This window comes from Pedobacter endophyticus (genome assembly GCF_015679185.1).
Lineage (GTDB): Bacteria > Bacteroidota > Bacteroidia > Sphingobacteriales > Sphingobacteriaceae > Pedobacter > Pedobacter endophyticus.
This window is the reverse complement of the sequence record NZ_CP064939.1, coordinates 5359350-5374338: the sequence shown is the minus strand read 5'-3', so window position 1 is coordinate 5374338 and position 14989 is coordinate 5359350. Positions and strand designations below refer to the sequence as shown.

At 41.7% G+C, this 14989-nt stretch carries 14 protein-coding genes; 10 read left to right on the top strand and 4 right to left on the bottom strand.

All coding sequences use genetic code 11. The features are described 5' to 3' along the window. The first annotated feature begins 44 nt into the window (after window positions 1-44). Window positions 45-821 carry a DUF2625 domain-containing protein gene (locus IZT61_RS21940; protein ID WP_196099129.1) on the top strand — a complete coding sequence of 259 codons (777 nt, stop codon included), beginning with the start codon at window positions 45-47 and terminating at the stop codon, window positions 819-821. A gap of 281 nt (window positions 822-1102) precedes the next feature. Here the strand turns inward: IZT61_RS21940 and IZT61_RS21935 are convergent, their stop codons facing one another. Further along, on the bottom strand, window positions 1103-1441 hold the full coding sequence (locus tag IZT61_RS21935) for an MmcQ/YjbR family DNA-binding protein (protein WP_196099128.1): 339 nt from the start codon (window positions 1439-1441) through the stop codon (window positions 1103-1105). 1057 nt (window positions 1442-2498) lie between these two features. Between IZT61_RS21935 and mnmD the strand changes: the two genes are divergently transcribed. From mnmD to IZT61_RS21905, 6 genes are all read left to right on the top strand, one after another. Next, window positions 2499-3191, top strand: coding sequence for a tRNA (5-methylaminomethyl-2-thiouridine)(34)-methyltransferase MnmD (gene mnmD / locus IZT61_RS21930; RefSeq protein WP_196099127.1), 693 nt, complete (start codon window positions 2499-2501; stop codon window positions 3189-3191). 290 nt (window positions 3192-3481) lie between these two features. Next, window positions 3482-4429 carry an aldo/keto reductase gene (locus IZT61_RS21925; protein ID WP_196099126.1) on the top strand — a complete coding sequence of 316 codons (948 nt, stop codon included), beginning with the start codon at window positions 3482-3484 and terminating at the stop codon, window positions 4427-4429. 81 nt (window positions 4430-4510) lie between these two features. Next, window positions 4511-5620 carry an AI-2E family transporter gene (locus IZT61_RS21920; RefSeq protein WP_196099125.1) on the top strand — a complete coding sequence of 370 codons (1110 nt, stop codon included), beginning with the start codon at window positions 4511-4513 and terminating at the stop codon, window positions 5618-5620. An 18-nt stretch (window positions 5621-5638) separates the two neighbouring features. After that, window positions 5639-6088, top strand: a complete 450-nt coding sequence (locus tag IZT61_RS21915; RefSeq protein ID WP_196099124.1) for a DoxX family protein — start codon at window positions 5639-5641, stop codon at window positions 6086-6088. Between the two features lie 282 nt (window positions 6089-6370). After that, a complete protein-coding gene (mazG, locus tag IZT61_RS21910) occupies window positions 6371-7177 on the top strand; it encodes a nucleoside triphosphate pyrophosphohydrolase (RefSeq protein WP_196099123.1) in 807 nt (268 codons plus the stop codon). Window positions 7178-7179: 2 nt separating this feature from the next. Further along, window positions 7180-7581: a hypothetical protein gene (locus IZT61_RS21905; RefSeq protein WP_196099122.1), complete on the top strand. Its 402-nt coding sequence runs from the start codon at window positions 7180-7182 to the stop codon at window positions 7579-7581. A 667-nt stretch (window positions 7582-8248) separates the two neighbouring features. Here the strand turns inward: IZT61_RS21905 and IZT61_RS21900 are convergent. Continuing rightward, window positions 8249-8629 carry a YchJ family protein gene (locus tag IZT61_RS21900; protein ID WP_196099121.1) on the bottom strand — a complete coding sequence of 127 codons (381 nt, stop codon included), beginning with the start codon at window positions 8627-8629 and terminating at the stop codon, window positions 8249-8251. 73 nt (window positions 8630-8702) lie between these two features. Between IZT61_RS21900 and IZT61_RS21895 the strand changes: the two genes are divergently transcribed. After that, entirely contained in the window at window positions 8703-9509 is an 807-nt protein-coding gene (locus tag IZT61_RS21895) for a tRNA pseudouridine synthase A (protein ID WP_196099120.1), read from the top strand. Between the two features lie 95 nt (window positions 9510-9604). Here the strand turns inward: IZT61_RS21895 and IZT61_RS21890 are convergent, their stop codons facing one another. After that, window positions 9605-10825 carry an ABC transporter permease gene (locus IZT61_RS21890; protein WP_196099119.1) on the bottom strand — a complete coding sequence of 407 codons (1221 nt, stop codon included), beginning with the start codon at window positions 10823-10825 and terminating at the stop codon, window positions 9605-9607. Window positions 10826-10986: 161 nt separating this feature from the next. Between IZT61_RS21890 and IZT61_RS21885 the strand changes: the two genes are divergently transcribed. Together IZT61_RS21885 and IZT61_RS21880 are read left to right on the top strand one after the other, a co-directional pair. After that, window positions 10987-12255 (top strand): exo-beta-N-acetylmuramidase NamZ family protein, encoded by a 1269-nt coding sequence (locus tag IZT61_RS21885; protein ID WP_196099118.1) that lies wholly within the window; start codon window positions 10987-10989, stop codon window positions 12253-12255. Between the two features lie 539 nt (window positions 12256-12794). After that, complete coding sequence (locus tag IZT61_RS21880; protein WP_196099117.1) at window positions 12795-13001, top strand: hypothetical protein; 207 nt, start codon at window positions 12795-12797, stop codon at window positions 12999-13001. A 118-nt stretch (window positions 13002-13119) separates the two neighbouring features. On the opposite strand, the gene IZT61_RS21875 is transcribed toward IZT61_RS21880, so the two are convergent. Further along, window positions 13120-14982: a PAS domain-containing sensor histidine kinase gene (locus IZT61_RS21875; protein WP_196099116.1), complete on the bottom strand. Its 1863-nt coding sequence runs from the start codon at window positions 14980-14982 to the stop codon at window positions 13120-13122. Between the last annotated feature and the right edge of the window lie 7 nt (window positions 14983-14989).

Sequence of the window (14989 nt, the reverse complement as noted above, 5' to 3'; positions counted from 1 at the left end):
TTACTGATTATCATCCTATCTTTGAGCAACCTAAATACCGTTAAATGAAAAGCATCTTCAACATCGCAATTGCCCTCTGTTTGTGTCTACTGTCTGCACAACTGAAGGCACAAAACGAGCTGATCGGTTTAGATAAACTGATCAACAAAACAGATCCGGCATGGCCGTTGGTACAAAAGTGGATAGAATCGGCAAAGAACAAGGTTGAGGTTTTACCTGTTGACACTGCAAAGGCGAACGAAGTTTTGTACAATTCGCAAATGACTACTTATGCAACGCTGGGATCTGTAATTTACAACACAGGCGGCATCATGGTTGATAATGGATGGATCAGGATTTTAGGCTCTGGAAGCGAAAAGCTGAACCGTAATATTGCGGAATGGAACAAGGGCAAAACGATAAAGGAGTACGGCGACAACGTTCCATATTTATTAATAGCGGATGATGCTGTTGGTGGTTTCTTCGCGATTAATTACGGTGGCTTGGGGCCAGACGTAAAAAATGTTTACTACCTGGAACCGAATACACTTACCTGGCAGCCGCTCGGGGCGGGTTACGGCGAATTTTTGGTGTTTTGCTTTGATAGCGATTTGTCTAAATTTTATAAGGGCCTGCGCTGGACGAACTGGAACCAGTTTATCGGCAATTTAGATGGAACGAAAACCTACAGCTTTAGACCTTACTTGTGGCAGGAAGGCACGGATATAGAGAAATGTACGCGTAAACTGGTTGGGATTGAGGAAATGTATCGTTTCAATATTATGAAATCGAAAGAGATTAATGCGGATAAGGGAATTAAGAAAGATGAGGTTAAGCAGTAAAGTTATTGTGGTTTCAGATAACTACTTATTATCGTGCTTGTTTAGGGATGTTCTGGTTGATTTAGGGATTGCACATGTGCTTGTTTAGTCAGCGCATGGTCTAGTTTAATCAGCGCACGGTCTAGTTTAATCAGCGCACGGTCTAGTTTAACTCGGACAGGGCTTACTTTAACTTGGACATGGTCTAGTTTAACTCGGACAGGGTCTAGTTTAACTTGGACAAGGCTTACTTTAACTTGGACAGGGTCTGGTTTACCGATCCCCGATACGAATATACTATACTACCCGTATTTAGCCTGCGTTTTTTTCGGCAGCTTGGCCAAAACCATTGCTCTCGAATCGGCAACACGGCTTTTAAGTTCCTTATCATTTAATACATCCAAACTGGCAATTTGAATCCACTGGCGTTTTGCCATGTGGTAGGCCTGCTGTATGCCGGCTCTTGCGGTAAGCGCATCGAAATCATCCGGGTTACACTTTATCGAGAAACTGCCATCAGAATCAATGGCTATAATGACATAGATTTTTTCCTCAATCATAAAACAAAGGTGGTCCCACTTCATGCCCTCGGTTGTTCCGGGCAAGCTTAAACAGTATTCTCTAAAAGATTCGATATCCATAAATTTGAGCTGAAAGAGTAAAGCTGAAAACCCAAAGGTAAAAGAAAAAGTCGGGAGTCAGAAAGTCGGGAGTCTTGAGTCGTGAGTCGGGAGTCTTGAGTCCGAAGTCTAAGCGCATTACAATTTATTCTGTCAGTCTGAGCGGAGTCGAAGCCCCTTGCACTTACCCTTCGACTCCGCTCAGGGTGACAACCGGAGGTTAGGAAGTTGGAAAGTTGGGAGTTTGGAGCTTGGAGTTCTGAGTCAGAAGGCTAAGCGCATTACAATTTATTCTGTCAGTCTGAGCGGAGTCGAAGACCCTTGCATTTACCCTTCGACTCCGCTCAGGGTGACAACCGGAGGTTAAGAAGTTGGGAGTTTTGAGTCGTGAGTCTGGAGTCTTGAGTCCGAAGGCTAAGCGCATTACAATTTATTCTGTCAGTCTGAGCGGAGTCGAAGACCCTTGCATTTACCCTTCGACTCCGCTCAGGGTGACAACCGGAGGTTAGGAAGTCGGAAAGTTGGGAGTTTGGAGTTTGGAGTTCTGAGTCCGAAGTCTAAGCGCATTACAATTTATTCTGTCAGTCTGAGCGTAGTCGAAGACCCTTGCACTTACCCTTCGACTCCGCTCAGGGTGACAACCGGAGGTTAGGAAGTCGGAAAGTTGGGAGTTTGGAGTTTGGAGTTCTGAGTCAGAAGGCTAAGCGCATTACAATTTATTCTGTCAGTCTGAGCGGAGTCGAAGACCCTTGCATTTACCCTTCGACTCCGCTCAGGGTGACAACCGGAGGTTAGGAAGTTGGGAGTTTTGAGTCGGGAGTCTGGAGTCAGAAGGCTAAGCGCATTACAATTTATTCTGTCAGTCTGAGCGGAGTCGAAGACCCTTGCATTTACCCTTCGACTCCGCTCAGGGTGACAACCGGAGGTTAGGAAAACGGAAAGTTGGGAGTTTGGAGTTCTGAGTCAGAAGGCTAAAGCCCAAAGACTAACGACTACAGACTAAAGTCCGAACTCCAAAGTCTTCGATCGGAAAATGGCTATATTTGCAGCGTTATCTTCAAAACTGTAAATACCAATTATGAACATTATTACGGCCACCGCGGATGGATCGAATACGCTCTACAACGAAACCATTGGCGAACATTACCACAGCAAACACGGTGCTTTACAAGAGAGCAAACACGTTTTTATTGAGGCGGGCCTAAAATTTGCCACGCAGCACAAAAATGAAGTTTCGATTTTAGAAGTGGGATTTGGAACGGGCCTGAACTTTGTTTTAAGCCTTGATTATTGCACCAATCGCCAAATTAAACTCGATTACACCAGCATCGAAGCTTTCCCGCTAACAACGGATGTAATTAACCAAACAGGTTACGCCGAATACGTTTCACCTGAAACATGGACCAGTTTTATAACAAATTATGAATCGAGTTTACGCTCGGCGCAAGCGCTTACATCGCTTTGCCACCTTGAAATCGCGGCCAAACCGCTGGCTGAGTTTGCCACCGATAAAAAGTTCGATTTGATTTATTACGACGCCTTCTCGGTTCAGCACCAGCCCGAAATGTGGAGTGATGAAATTATTGCCCATGTTTGTAGCTTCTTAAATCCCGGAGGAATTTTTGTAACCTATGCCATTACCGGAAAACTGAAACGAGCGGTAAAGGCTTGTGGGTTTACCATCGAAAAGCTTCCCGGAGCGCCCGGAAAAAGAGAAATGTTGAGGGCTGGAAGAAGCTGTGCCAAGGACATCCCTTTGGGAAAAGCTTAAAGCTTAAAGACTAAAGCTTAAAGCTGAAAGGCTAAAGCTAACAGACAAAAGCAGAAAGACATTGTCACCCTGAGCGGAGTCGAAGGGCAGGTATGGATAGATTTATCCTATAACAAAAATCTTCGACTGAGTTAATTTTGAGCGAGCTGAAAGACTAAAGCTTAAAGATTAAAGCGGCGATCTGATTGATTCAGCAATTCCATCTTTCAACAACATTCTGACACAATTCGGCCGGCTGGCAAAAACCGCAGCCTCAATATTTTGTTAAGAGAAAACCAACATCTCATATCATGGAAAAAAGGACTTTAGGAAAAACAGATTTAAGTATTGCACCGATCGTATTTGGAGGAAACGTTTTTGGCTGGACTATCGACGAACGAAAATCGTTTGAAATATTAAACCGTTTTGTAGAAAGCGGCTTCAATTTTATCGACACAGCGGATGTGTATTCGCGGTGGGCGCCCGGAAACAATGGCGGCGAATCGGAAACCATTATCGGTAACTGGTTAAAGGAGCACAACAAGCGCCACGACGTAATTATTGCAACAAAGGTTGGTTCTGACATGGGTCAGGGCAAATCGCTTAAAAAAGATTACATCATTAACGAAGTTGAACACTCGCTTAGCCGTTTGCAAACCGATTATATCGATTTATATTTTTCGCATTTCGATGATGAAACTACCCCTGTCGAAGAAACCCTTGGCGCCTACGAAACGCTGATTAAGGAAGGTAAGGTACGGTGGATAGGTGCATCTAATTTCTCTGCCGATAGATTGAAAGAATCGCTGCATTATTCGGCAAACCATAACCTACCCCGGTACGAGGTTTACCAACCGGGTTATAATTTATACGACAGGCAGGAATTTGAACAAGAGCATGAAAAAATTTGTTTAGACCACGGTTTAGGCGTAATAACTTATTATTCGCTGGCAAGCGGCTTCTTAACCGGAAAATACCGCAATGAAGATGATTTAAATAAAAGTCAACGCGGTGGCGGTGTTAAAAAATTCCTTAACGAAAGAGGCTACAGAATTTTGGAAGCGCTCGATCAGGTTTCCGCTGCGCACAGTGTCGAGCCTGCATCCGTTGCCCTGGCCTGGCTAATTTACCGCCCGTCGGTAACGGCGCCAATTGCAAGTGTAACTGATCTCGATCAGCTGAAATCGTTCGAAAATGCGGCCAGCTTAAAACTCACTGCCGAAGATATCTCCATTTTGGATAAGGCAAGCAGTTACTAAAAATAATCTGTTATCTTTAAATGCCCGATTGATGAAACAATTAGTCGGGCATTTTGTATTAAACAGGATTTAAAATCTCTAATGAAAGAAAAATTATCTTTTTTGCCGAAACTGGCGCTTGTACTCTTCTGCTTAATCAGCCTTACTTATATCGCAATTCTCGGTCAATCGTTGCTCGCTCCGTTACTTTTTTCGTTTTTAATGGCCATTTTGCTGCTGCCAGTAGGCAATTTTTTAGAAACGCGGCTTAAGTTTAAACGAAGCTTATCAACAATTATCGCTGTAATACTGATGATTGCAGTAATCAGCGGAATTGTGTATTTCTTCGGTAAGCAACTTAGCGATCTTTGGGCAGACTGGCCGTTGCTAAAGCAGAAAGCGAATGTATCTTACCACGAACTGCAACACTGGATTTCAAAAACGTTTAAAATTAATACGCAAAAACAACTCGCCTACCTTAACGATAGTACCGAAAAAGCTTTGGCTACCAGTGCTGCCATTGTGGCAACCACCTTAGCTACGCTTTCCTCTACCCTTTTGTTTTTAGGATTTACGCTCTTGTTTACCTTTTTCATCCTCAATTACCGGAGGGTGTTGTTTACCTTTTTAACTTCAGTGTTTAAGCAGGAGCATAAAGAAAAGGTAACGGAGATTGTAAATCAGATTCAATACATCATTAAGAAATATATTATTGGCCTGTTTTTGCAAATGCTCATTGTTACCGTTTTAATGATTACGGTGCTGAGTTTACTTGGCGTAAAATATGCTGTATTACTGGGTTTGGTAGCCGGTATTTTTAATGTTGTACCCTATCTGGGCATTTTTTTCGCACTGCTTGTAAGTTGCCTGATTACTTTTGCCACTGCCGGTGCCGCAAAGGTACTACTGGTTTTAGTGGCATTTATTGGTGTACACGCCCTTGATGGAAACGTATTGATGCCGCTGGTTGTGGGCTCGAAAGTTAAAATAAACGCCCTATTCGCTTTTATCGGCATTGTTGTTGGCGAAATGATTTGGGGCATTTCGGGCATGTTCCTTTGCATTCCGTATCTGGCCATTTTAAAGATCATTTTCGATCGCGTAGATAACCTGAAACCCTGGGGCCTTTTAATGGGCGAAGACCATAAGCCCGAAAAAAAGAAACGCGTTTATCGCATCACCAAGCGCATCAAGTTTGAGGAAAAAGATTAATAAACGTAATTTGGGCTAATGAAACCTTTATTCGTTTTACTGATCGTTTACGTTGCACTGCTTGCTTTCGGCAGCCACACTTCTTTTGATAAAGGCAACATTTTTGCCGGAAACATGGCCATGTCTGTCATGTTACTGTTTACCGCCATTGGCCATTTCAAGTTCAAAACCTCAATGGCTGCCATGGTTCCGCTTTTTATTCCGAAAAAGGTTGAGATTGTAGTATTTACCGGCGTACTCGAAATTGTTTTTGCAATTGGTTTGAGCATCGAAGCCACACGTTTTTATACGGGCGTGGCCTTGATTACTTTTTTACTGGCCATCCTTCCGGCTAATATTTATGCGGCAAAACACCGCATTAATTACGAAGATTTATATAAACCGGGCCCCGGCCCAAAGTATTTATGGTTCAGGATTCCGTTTCAACTTTTCTTAATCGGCTGGACGTGGTACTTTAGCATTCGATAAAGTAGCTACAATAAAACCATCAATGTAGCAGAACAGGGGAATCGCTTTTAACTTTTCTTTGCTAGTTTTTTTCTCTGTTTTGTGTATGCCAACGGCCAAAAAACCATGCATTGTTTTGCCACGGAAGCACGAAAAACACGGAAAAATTTTAATTCTACTCCCTGCCCGTTCGATGACCCTACTTTTGGGTCTAGCAAAAGCATCAAGGTTACAAACACTTTTACCTTTTAAATCCTACCTTTGTGTTCTCTGCGCTTTTGCGCTAAAATAAACAAAACTAATATGCCGAATAACCCTATACCTGCCGCTGCCCATACGCCAGCTGATGCCTTTAATCGGTTGCTTACCGTTTTAGATACCTTGCGCACGCAATGCCCCTGGGATAAAAAACAAACCATGGAAACGCTGCGCCATTTAACCATTGAAGAAACTTATGAGCTGAGCGATGCGATTTTGGAGGGCGATTTGGATGAAATAAAAAAGGAACTGGGGGATGTAATGATGCATTTGGTTTTTTATTCGAGAATTGCATCGGAAACTGATGCTTTTAATATTGTTGATGTTTTGAACGGTGTTTGTGATAAGCTGGTGAACCGACATCCGCACATTTACGGTGATATTGAGGTGCAAAATGAGGACGATGTGAAGCGAAACTGGGAGCAGATAAAGCTAAAGGAAGGCAACAAATCGGTATTAGCGGGTGTGCCGAGCTCATTACCGGCGTTGGTGAAGGCGGCCCGGATTCAGGAAAAGGCCCGCGGTGTGGGTTTTGATTGGGAAGATAAAAGCCAGGTTTGGGAAAAGGTGGAGGAAGAATTACAAGAATTTAAGGCAGAGTTTAATGTGAGTGGCGACACGGTTATTGATGCAGAGAAAGCAGAATCGGAATTTGGCGATGTACTTTTCTCGCTGATCAATTATGCTCGTTTTATCAATATCAACCCAGAGAATGCGCTCGAAAAAACGAATAAAAAGTTCATTAAACGCTTTCAATACCTCGAAAACAAGGCAAAAGAAAACGGCAAGGCGCTTTCTGATATGACGCTTGCGGAAATGGACATTTATTGGAACGAAGCAAAGAAACTTTAGCGATGGATTCAGCATTAAACCACAATCAGGCGACGAATAACCTGATCGGCATTGTTACCTTCAATGTAACTGCGACTCAATCTGCCGACGGTGGAATTGTGCCCTGGATTAATATCGGAAGAGCGAACGAGGAGATTTTAAATCTGATTGATGCGGATGAAATTGTGATTGCCGAACATGGAATTACGGTGTTGATAGATTATCCGCTAATCAGCCCGAAATCTTTTGACCTTTACTCTTCGATTGGGTTTTCGAGAAAATTGTTGCTTATCGAAATTAGAGAAAGGTTTCTTGAGCTTGCCAAAGAAGAAAATTTTGATTTGGCAGCACTCGATTTAGTGGCTTTGGATGTATATAAAACCAATGCTGGGAAGATCGAGATTGTGCTCGACATTGATGTATAATTGGTGAACATAAGTCATAAATCGCAAAATAGGTGTGAATATTGCGATTGTATACATGATAACATACGGCTTGGTATTAATGCTTGCAGTACAAATCTTCGACCATATAGGCACATAGAAAACATAGATTTTACGGCTAAGCTCGGGTTCTATGTTTCTATGTGGTCACAATAGAAATGCTGACTGGAATGGGCCCCGGTTCAAACTAACCATAAAGGCATAGAGATCTTAGAGAACGCTTGTCGTTAAAAAAGCTATGCGCTCTATGTTTCTATGTGGTCAAAATAGAAATGCTGCTGACTGGAATAGCCCCCGGTTCAAACTAACCATAAAGGCATAAAGATCTTAGAGAATGCTTGTCGTTAAAAAAGCTATGCGCTCTATGTTTCTATGTGGTCAAAATAGAAATGCTGCTGACTGGAATGGGCCCCGGTTCAAACTAACCATAAAGGCATAAAGATCATAGAGAACGCTTGTCGTTAAAAAAGCTATGTGTTCTATGTTTCTATGTGGTCACAAAAGAAATGCTGCTGATTGTAATGGGCCCCCGTTCAAACTAACGATAAAGGCATAGAGATCATAGAGAACGCTTGTCGTTAAAAAAGCTATGTGCTGTATGTTTCTATGTGGTCAATTTTAGGCTTACATGTATAAACATTACGATTGGCTAGTAAAACACTCCATCTACATAATACCACTGTCCATTTTCCAGTTTGAAACTAGATTTTTCGTGAAGCACGTCTGTTTGAAAACTTTTATCGAGGTAATACGCTTTAAACTCAACAGTATCAAAACCCGCAGAAACGATTTCGAGCTTAAGCCATTTGGTATTTTTTGCGCTCTTTAAATAAGCATCTTTCGAGTTTCCTTTGCGTTTTGTAACGTGTGTGGTTTCGTACAGATATTCTGCATTGGCCATAACAAAGGCCGAATATCTCGAACGCATCAATGCTTCGGCCGTTGGGGCAGTTCTGGCTTTTAAATGATAAGGCTGGCAACAGTTTTGATACTGCAAGCTACTTCCGCAAGGACAATCAAATATATTCATCTCATTAATTAGCAACCAAAAGTAATATTTAATACTTCTCCGCTAAAATTTATGTAAAATTGCACTTGAAATAATGAGATACTTCTTTCACATCGCCTATCAAGGTCAGTATTTTAGTGGGTGGCAAAGGCAGCCAAATGTTAAAAGCGTACAGGAGGTTATAGAGCAAACCCTTTCAAAAATCTTAAAATTGCCAATTTCAATTATCGGTTGCGGAAGAACGGATGCCCATGTACATGCCAGTCAGTTTTTTTTTCATGCTGATATAGAAAACGCAGTCGATTTTGATTTGCTGTACATTTTGAACAAGGCCCTGCCTCACAACATTGCAGTTTTTGATATTATAAAAATGGAGGGTAGGCCACACGCCCGTTTCGACGCGGTACAGCGAAAGTACGATTACTTTGTTCATACCTACAAAGACCCATTTTTAAGTAAACAAAGCTCATTTTATCAGTTGAAAAATCTTGATTTTGATAAGATGGGTGCCGTGGTTAAACTTTTACCAAAATACAACGATTACAGGGCCTTTTGCACCCACCCTGATAAATACGAACACACCATTTGCAATGTAATGGAAGCCGATTTATTCGTCAATCAAACAGGCGATCGGTTCAGATTCCATATTGCAAGCAATCGTTTTTTGGGTAAAATGATCCGCATTACCATGGGTAAAATTTTAATGGTTGGCCAAGGGGAACTGAGCATCGACGAATTTGAAAGCGAACTGATCAACCTGAAGGCCACAAAACTTTCGTTGCCAGCGCATCCAACGGGCCTGTACTTATCTAAAGTTACTTACCCCTATTTGGATTTAGCGCCAAAAAGTGAAATTGTTGCTGCTTTACAGGGTGGAGATTGGAAAAGCGTCTCCGTTTGAAAGGAAGAAGTAAGGCAAATTTGTAACGGCTCTCTCCCGGAGAGGGACTTGCATTGCCAGACCAACAATCGCTTTCTTTAATAGGGAGAGGCTCCTTATTTAAAGCGAATTGCTTTAAGCGGCGATACTTTGCTAATTAATAATGAAGGAATTATAAGTACAGTTAAGCAAACAACAATAGTAATTACGTTAAGGCCGATGATATCGACGGCGTGAAATTCTATCGGCGCATAGGTTAAAAAATACGACGATTGGTCGAGCTTAAATAGATGTGTAGATTGTTGAAACAGGCCCAGCCCAATGCCCAAAATGTTTCCTAACAATAACCCGATTCCGATTAAATAAGCGGCGTTGTACAGAAAAATTTTCATGATGCTGAGGTTACTGGCACCGAACGATTTTAACATGCCGATCATATTTGTTCGCTCCAAAATCATGATCAACAGCGCCGTTACCATATTGATTACGCCAACAATTAACATCAAAATGAGGATTACCCGCGTATTTACATCCAACAGGCCGAGCCAGGTAAAAATATTGGGAAAGTTCTCTTCAATGGAATACGAGCGGAGGTTGCGCGGCAACTGTTCGTAAATCTGGTCGGCAATTGGTCGCAACTTCTTGAAGTTTTTAATCCGAAGTTCCACTCCGCCAATCTCATTCGTTTTCCAGTTATTAAGGCGTTTAATAATATTGAAATTGCCCAAAACAAAACCTTTGTCAATATCTTCTACCCCGATATCATAAATACCAACAATTTTAAATTTCCGCGGGCGAAGCTGATTTTGAACAAAATACATGATAAAATCGTCGCCTGTTTTTAGTTTTAGTCGGTTGGCCGTATATTTCGAAATTAGCAGTTCCTGCATCGCCGCCGTACTATCAGAAAAATCGATGATCGTACCGCTGATAATGTGCTGTTTGATATAATCCCACTTATAGGTTTTATCAATCCCCTTAAAATTTATCCCTTCAATTTCGTTATTGGCCGAAAGAATGGCCGGTTTGGTAGCAAAGGGATAATAATATTCTATTTCGGGATTGTTTTTGAGTTGCTTTTCTGTTTCAGCATCGAGCACAAACGGTGTATGTTCAAACGAGTTGTTTAAATCGTAGCGCGTAATCTGAACATCGCCTAAATAGCCACGTACCTTATCCTGAATTTCGGTTTTAAACCCTTTAATAATGGCGATAGATAAGATCATAACAGCCAGGCTGAGCATTACGCCTGCGATGGCGATGCGAACGATCAGCTTTGAAAAAGTCCGTTCAGATTTGATGGCAATTCGGCCCGCTATGAAATATTCGAAATTCAATGTATAAAATTTGTTATGGCAAAAATGCTTAAATCCTTTTTAAAAATGGCATTTTTGACATAAATAACCCATGGTAAATAATCGTTCGCTAATTATAATTAAAAAAGCGCTAAATTGTTTGCTGCTTAACCTAAAAACCAAAGATTAAAAGCGTACAAATTATGAAAAGATACATCAGCTTTGCATTTACAAGTTTAATAGCCCTGAGCGCATGCGGCCAACCCAAGCCCGTGGGCGATGATATAAAGCCAAAGCGCAGTGGAAAAACGCAATTGCGATCAATTGATGCCATTAAACCAGAAAGCGCACTGAAAACAGGTGCTGAACAGACTGAAAAGTACCTACCGTTGTTGAAGGGAAAACGTGTGGGCATGGTGGTAAACCCAACTTCGATAATCGGAGCCGAAACTTCGGTAGATAGCTTATTGAAACGAGGTGTAAAAATTCAGAAGATTTTCGGTCCGGAGCATGGCTTCAGAGGCAATGCAAGCGCCGGAGTAGCAGTAAACGATGAAATTGATGAAAAAACCGGAATAAAAGCGGTTTCACTTTATGGAAAGCACAGTACACCAACCACCGAAGATTTGGCTGATATAGACATTATGGTTTTTGATATTCAGGATGTTGGCGTTCGTTTTTACACGTATATTAACACATTGCAACATGTAATGGAAGCCTGTGCAGCCAACAAAAAACCGCTGTTGATACTTGATCGCCCCAACCCGAACGGCTATTTAATTGATGGGCCGATTTTAGATCCAAAATACAAATCGGGCATTGGTTTACAGCCCATTCCAATTTCGCATGGCTTAACAGTTGGCGAGTACGCTCAAATGCTTAATGGCGAAGGCTGGCTTAAAGACAAGGCAAAATGTGAGATTACGATTATCAAAAATGCCAACTACAACCACGACATGGAATATACCTTACCGGTAAAACCATCGCCGAACTTGAACACCGCACAGTCTATACTACTTTACCCATCTACTTGTTTGTTTGAGGGAGTATATTTAAATCATGGCCGCGGTACAATGTTTCCTTTCACCATTATTGGTGCGCCATATTTAAAGGGCAAATATGATTTCAGCTTTACGCCAAAAAGCATTAAAGGAATGTCTGAATCGCCATTGTTTCAAGATCAGGTTTGCTATGGCTTAGACCTGAGAAATTATGATGTAGAAAAATTGCGGGCATCGAAACAGGTAAACATCTCATGGCTGATCGAGCTTTACAATGCGTCTCCAAGAAAAGAAGATTTTTTTAACACCAAACTGAGTAAGGCTTTAGGAACAATTGAAAAGCTGGTGGGTGATGGCAATTTCAGACAACAGGTCATTGATGGAAAGAGCGAAAAAGAGATCAGAGCAAGCTGGGAACCCGGCTTAAGTGCATACAAAACAATGCGCAAAAAGTACCTGCTTTATGAGTAGAACAATTGAATGAAGGAGCGAGTGAATGATTGAATTATAGAAGTCATCCGATGAATATGTGCACTACGCTGAGATTCATCGGATGACTACATTCCAAAAAGTACCTGCTTTATGAGTAGAATAATTGAATGAAGGAGTGAGTGAATGATTGAATTATAGAAGTCATCCGATGAATATATGCACCATGCTGAGATTCATCGGATGACTACATTCCAAAAAGTACCTGCTTTATGAGTAGAACAATTGAATGAAGGAGTGGGTGAATGATTGAATTCTAGAAGTCATCCGATGAATACATGCACCATGCTGAGATTCATCGGATGACTACATTCCAAAAAGTACCTGCTTTATGAGTAGAACAATAGAATGAAGAGGTGAGTGAATGATTGAATTCTAGAAGTCATCCGATGAATATATGCACCACGCTGAGATTCATCGGATGCTTACGTTTCCAAACAATAGCTAAATGAGTTTGTTATTAAGTGGAATTGACATTTATAACTGCAATTCAATCATTCTCTAATTCAATAATTTATATTATGAGCGGTCCGAAAGAAAAAAGTGATAAACCAGGCAGTAATTATGAGCAGGAAGTGCCAAAAGGTCGCGAGCCTGTAGACCACAAAACTGTTAGACAACCGAATGACAGCACGCCAAATAAGGCACCAAAAACGAACGATCCGGCAAAGCAAAGGGAACAAGAAGAACAACCTGTTCATTCAATTAAGAAAGCGCCGAAGGAGTAATTATTGGTTGATTAGTTTATTAGTCATTGGTTCATCGGTTCATTTGCTAATTGGTCATTGGTTATTGGTCAATGCTAATTGGATATTGCCCATTGCTAATTGCCAATTGCCCATTGCCCTACAACTCAATCGGATTGATCTTTAAGCTAAAGTAAAAAGTGGATCCTTTGCCTTCTTCGCTCTCGACCCAAATTCTGCCGCCCTCACTCTTCACAATCTCTGCCGATATGTACAACCCTAACCCCAAACCGGGATAGGTGTGCTGTAAATTTCCCGATACCCGGTAAAACTGATCGAACACCAGATGTTGCAGTTCTTTCGAAATGCCGATTCCATAGTCCTGAACGCTCAAAACGATTTCATTATCTCTGGCGTAACTGCTTACATCAATGCTATTTGCATCAGACGAATATTTAATTGCATTGGCAATAAAATTTGTAATTACCTGCCCAATTCTCTCTTTATCGGCATAGGCTATTGCATTGCTATTTAAATGCATGTTGATATGGTGCTTGGCTGAAATATGCTGCATTTCTTCAACAATTTCTATTACGGCCAAATCAAAATCGAAGTTTATTGGGTTAAAGGTCATTTTACCCGATTGAATTTTGGTTACGTCGAGCAAATCGCCAATTAAACCCGTTAATCGGTTTAGCTGCAGGTCCATTTTGTGCACCATTGCCGCCTTTTTCTCATCGCCATCGTTCCTGATCATCCGCTCCAGCACCTGCGTATAAGCTTTAATGCTGGTAACAGGTGTTTTTAATTCGTGACTGGCAATCCCTAAAAATTCATCTTTTTGTTGTTGGAGCTGCACCTGTTTGGTTACGTCCATAGCCGCGTGTAAAATGGCATACACTTGTCCGTCGGCATTGCGCAGCGGTTTGTAGGTAAAATTGAACCAGCTTGTTTTCGGTTGACCATCAACAACCAGGGTGGCTTCCTGCTGATCGGCATGGTACGGAACTCCCGTTCTATAAACTTCTTTGATGATGCCAATAAATGGCTGGCTCTTAAGCTCAGGAACGGCGTCTTCTAACTTTTTACCCAGTATGCTCTTATCTTTGCCCCAATAGTTAAGCATTTCATCGTTTACGAGCGTAAGTACAATATCCTCCGTTTCGTAGTAAGCGGTAGCCATAGGCGTATCCAACAGCAGGTTTCTGAACCGTTCTTCGCTTTTGGCCACTTCCATACGCGATTTTACCAGGGTGGTAATTTCATTGGCCACCACCATAATGCCGGTTACTTCATTGTTGCCATTGCGGATAGGATCGTAAACGAAGTTGAAATAGCAATCTTGCAGTACCCCATCTCGCTCAATCTTTGCCATTGTTTCGTAGCCATGATGCGAAACACCCGATTCATATACACTGGTAAGCAATTTAGGAAAAGGCTGATCGATCAGTTCCGGCAATCCGTCAATAAGTTCCAGTCCTATAACCGATTCGGTTTTGCCCCACAAATTAAGTAAATCGGCATTTGCCTGTTCAATTACAAAGTTCTTTCCTCTTAAAATACCTATCGCAACGGGCGCATCCTGAATCATCTTTCTAAAAAGCTCTTCATTGGCTTTAATTCTTAACCGTGCATTTACCAACTCGGTAATGTCGGTAGCATTGTTCAAAATTCCCCAAACATTGCCATCGGTATCTTTTAGGGGTTTATAAATAAAATCAAAGTAAAATACTTGTAAAGTGCCGTTGTTGATCAGCTCAACCCGGTCTTCTTTTCCTTCGTAAGCGACGCCAGTGTGGCGTACCCTTTCCAAAATCTCAAGAAAAGGCTGATTTATCAGTTCTGGTAATGCCTCGCTTAGCGGTTTACCAATTACGGCTTTATCTCTGCCCCACGCTTTAAGCAAAGCCTTGTTGGCCACCTTAATAACCATTTCTTCGCCAACATATAAGCCAATTGGCATTGGCGATTCTTCGATCAGGTAATAAAAAATACTGGCGTTGTCGTCGAGGTTGATTTGCATACAAGAA

What these genes read in the sequence shown, in the direction of transcription:
- IZT61_RS21940 (WP_196099129.1), top strand. Translation starts at nt 45, where the DNA reads ATGAAAAGCATCTTCAACATCGCAATTGCCCTCTGTTTGTGTCTACTG.
- IZT61_RS21935 (WP_196099128.1), bottom strand. Translation starts at nt 1,441, where the DNA reads ATGGATATCGAATCTTTTAGAGAATACTGTTTAAGCTTGCCCGGAACA.
- mnmD (WP_196099127.1), top strand. Translation starts at nt 2,499, where the DNA reads ATGAACATTATTACGGCCACCGCGGATGGATCGAATACGCTCTACAAC.
- IZT61_RS21925 (WP_196099126.1), top strand. Translation starts at nt 3,482, where the DNA reads ATGGAAAAAAGGACTTTAGGAAAAACAGATTTAAGTATTGCACCGATC.
- IZT61_RS21920 (WP_196099125.1), top strand. Translation starts at nt 4,511, where the DNA reads ATGAAAGAAAAATTATCTTTTTTGCCGAAACTGGCGCTTGTACTCTTC.
- IZT61_RS21915 (WP_196099124.1), top strand. Translation starts at nt 5,639, where the DNA reads ATGAAACCTTTATTCGTTTTACTGATCGTTTACGTTGCACTGCTTGCT.
- mazG (WP_196099123.1), top strand. Translation starts at nt 6,371, where the DNA reads ATGCCGAATAACCCTATACCTGCCGCTGCCCATACGCCAGCTGATGCC.
- IZT61_RS21905 (WP_196099122.1), top strand. Translation starts at nt 7,180, where the DNA reads ATGGATTCAGCATTAAACCACAATCAGGCGACGAATAACCTGATCGGC.
- IZT61_RS21900 (WP_196099121.1), bottom strand. Translation starts at nt 8,629, where the DNA reads ATGAATATATTTGATTGTCCTTGCGGAAGTAGCTTGCAGTATCAAAAC.
- IZT61_RS21895 (WP_196099120.1), top strand. Translation starts at nt 8,703, where the DNA reads ATGAGATACTTCTTTCACATCGCCTATCAAGGTCAGTATTTTAGTGGG.
- IZT61_RS21885 (WP_196099118.1), top strand. Translation starts at nt 10,987, where the DNA reads ATGAAAAGATACATCAGCTTTGCATTTACAAGTTTAATAGCCCTGAGC.
- IZT61_RS21880 (WP_196099117.1), top strand. Translation starts at nt 12,795, where the DNA reads ATGAGCGGTCCGAAAGAAAAAAGTGATAAACCAGGCAGTAATTATGAG.
- IZT61_RS21875 (WP_196099116.1), bottom strand. Translation starts at nt 14,982, where the DNA reads ATGCAAATCAACCTCGACGACAACGCCAGTATTTTTTATTACCTGATC.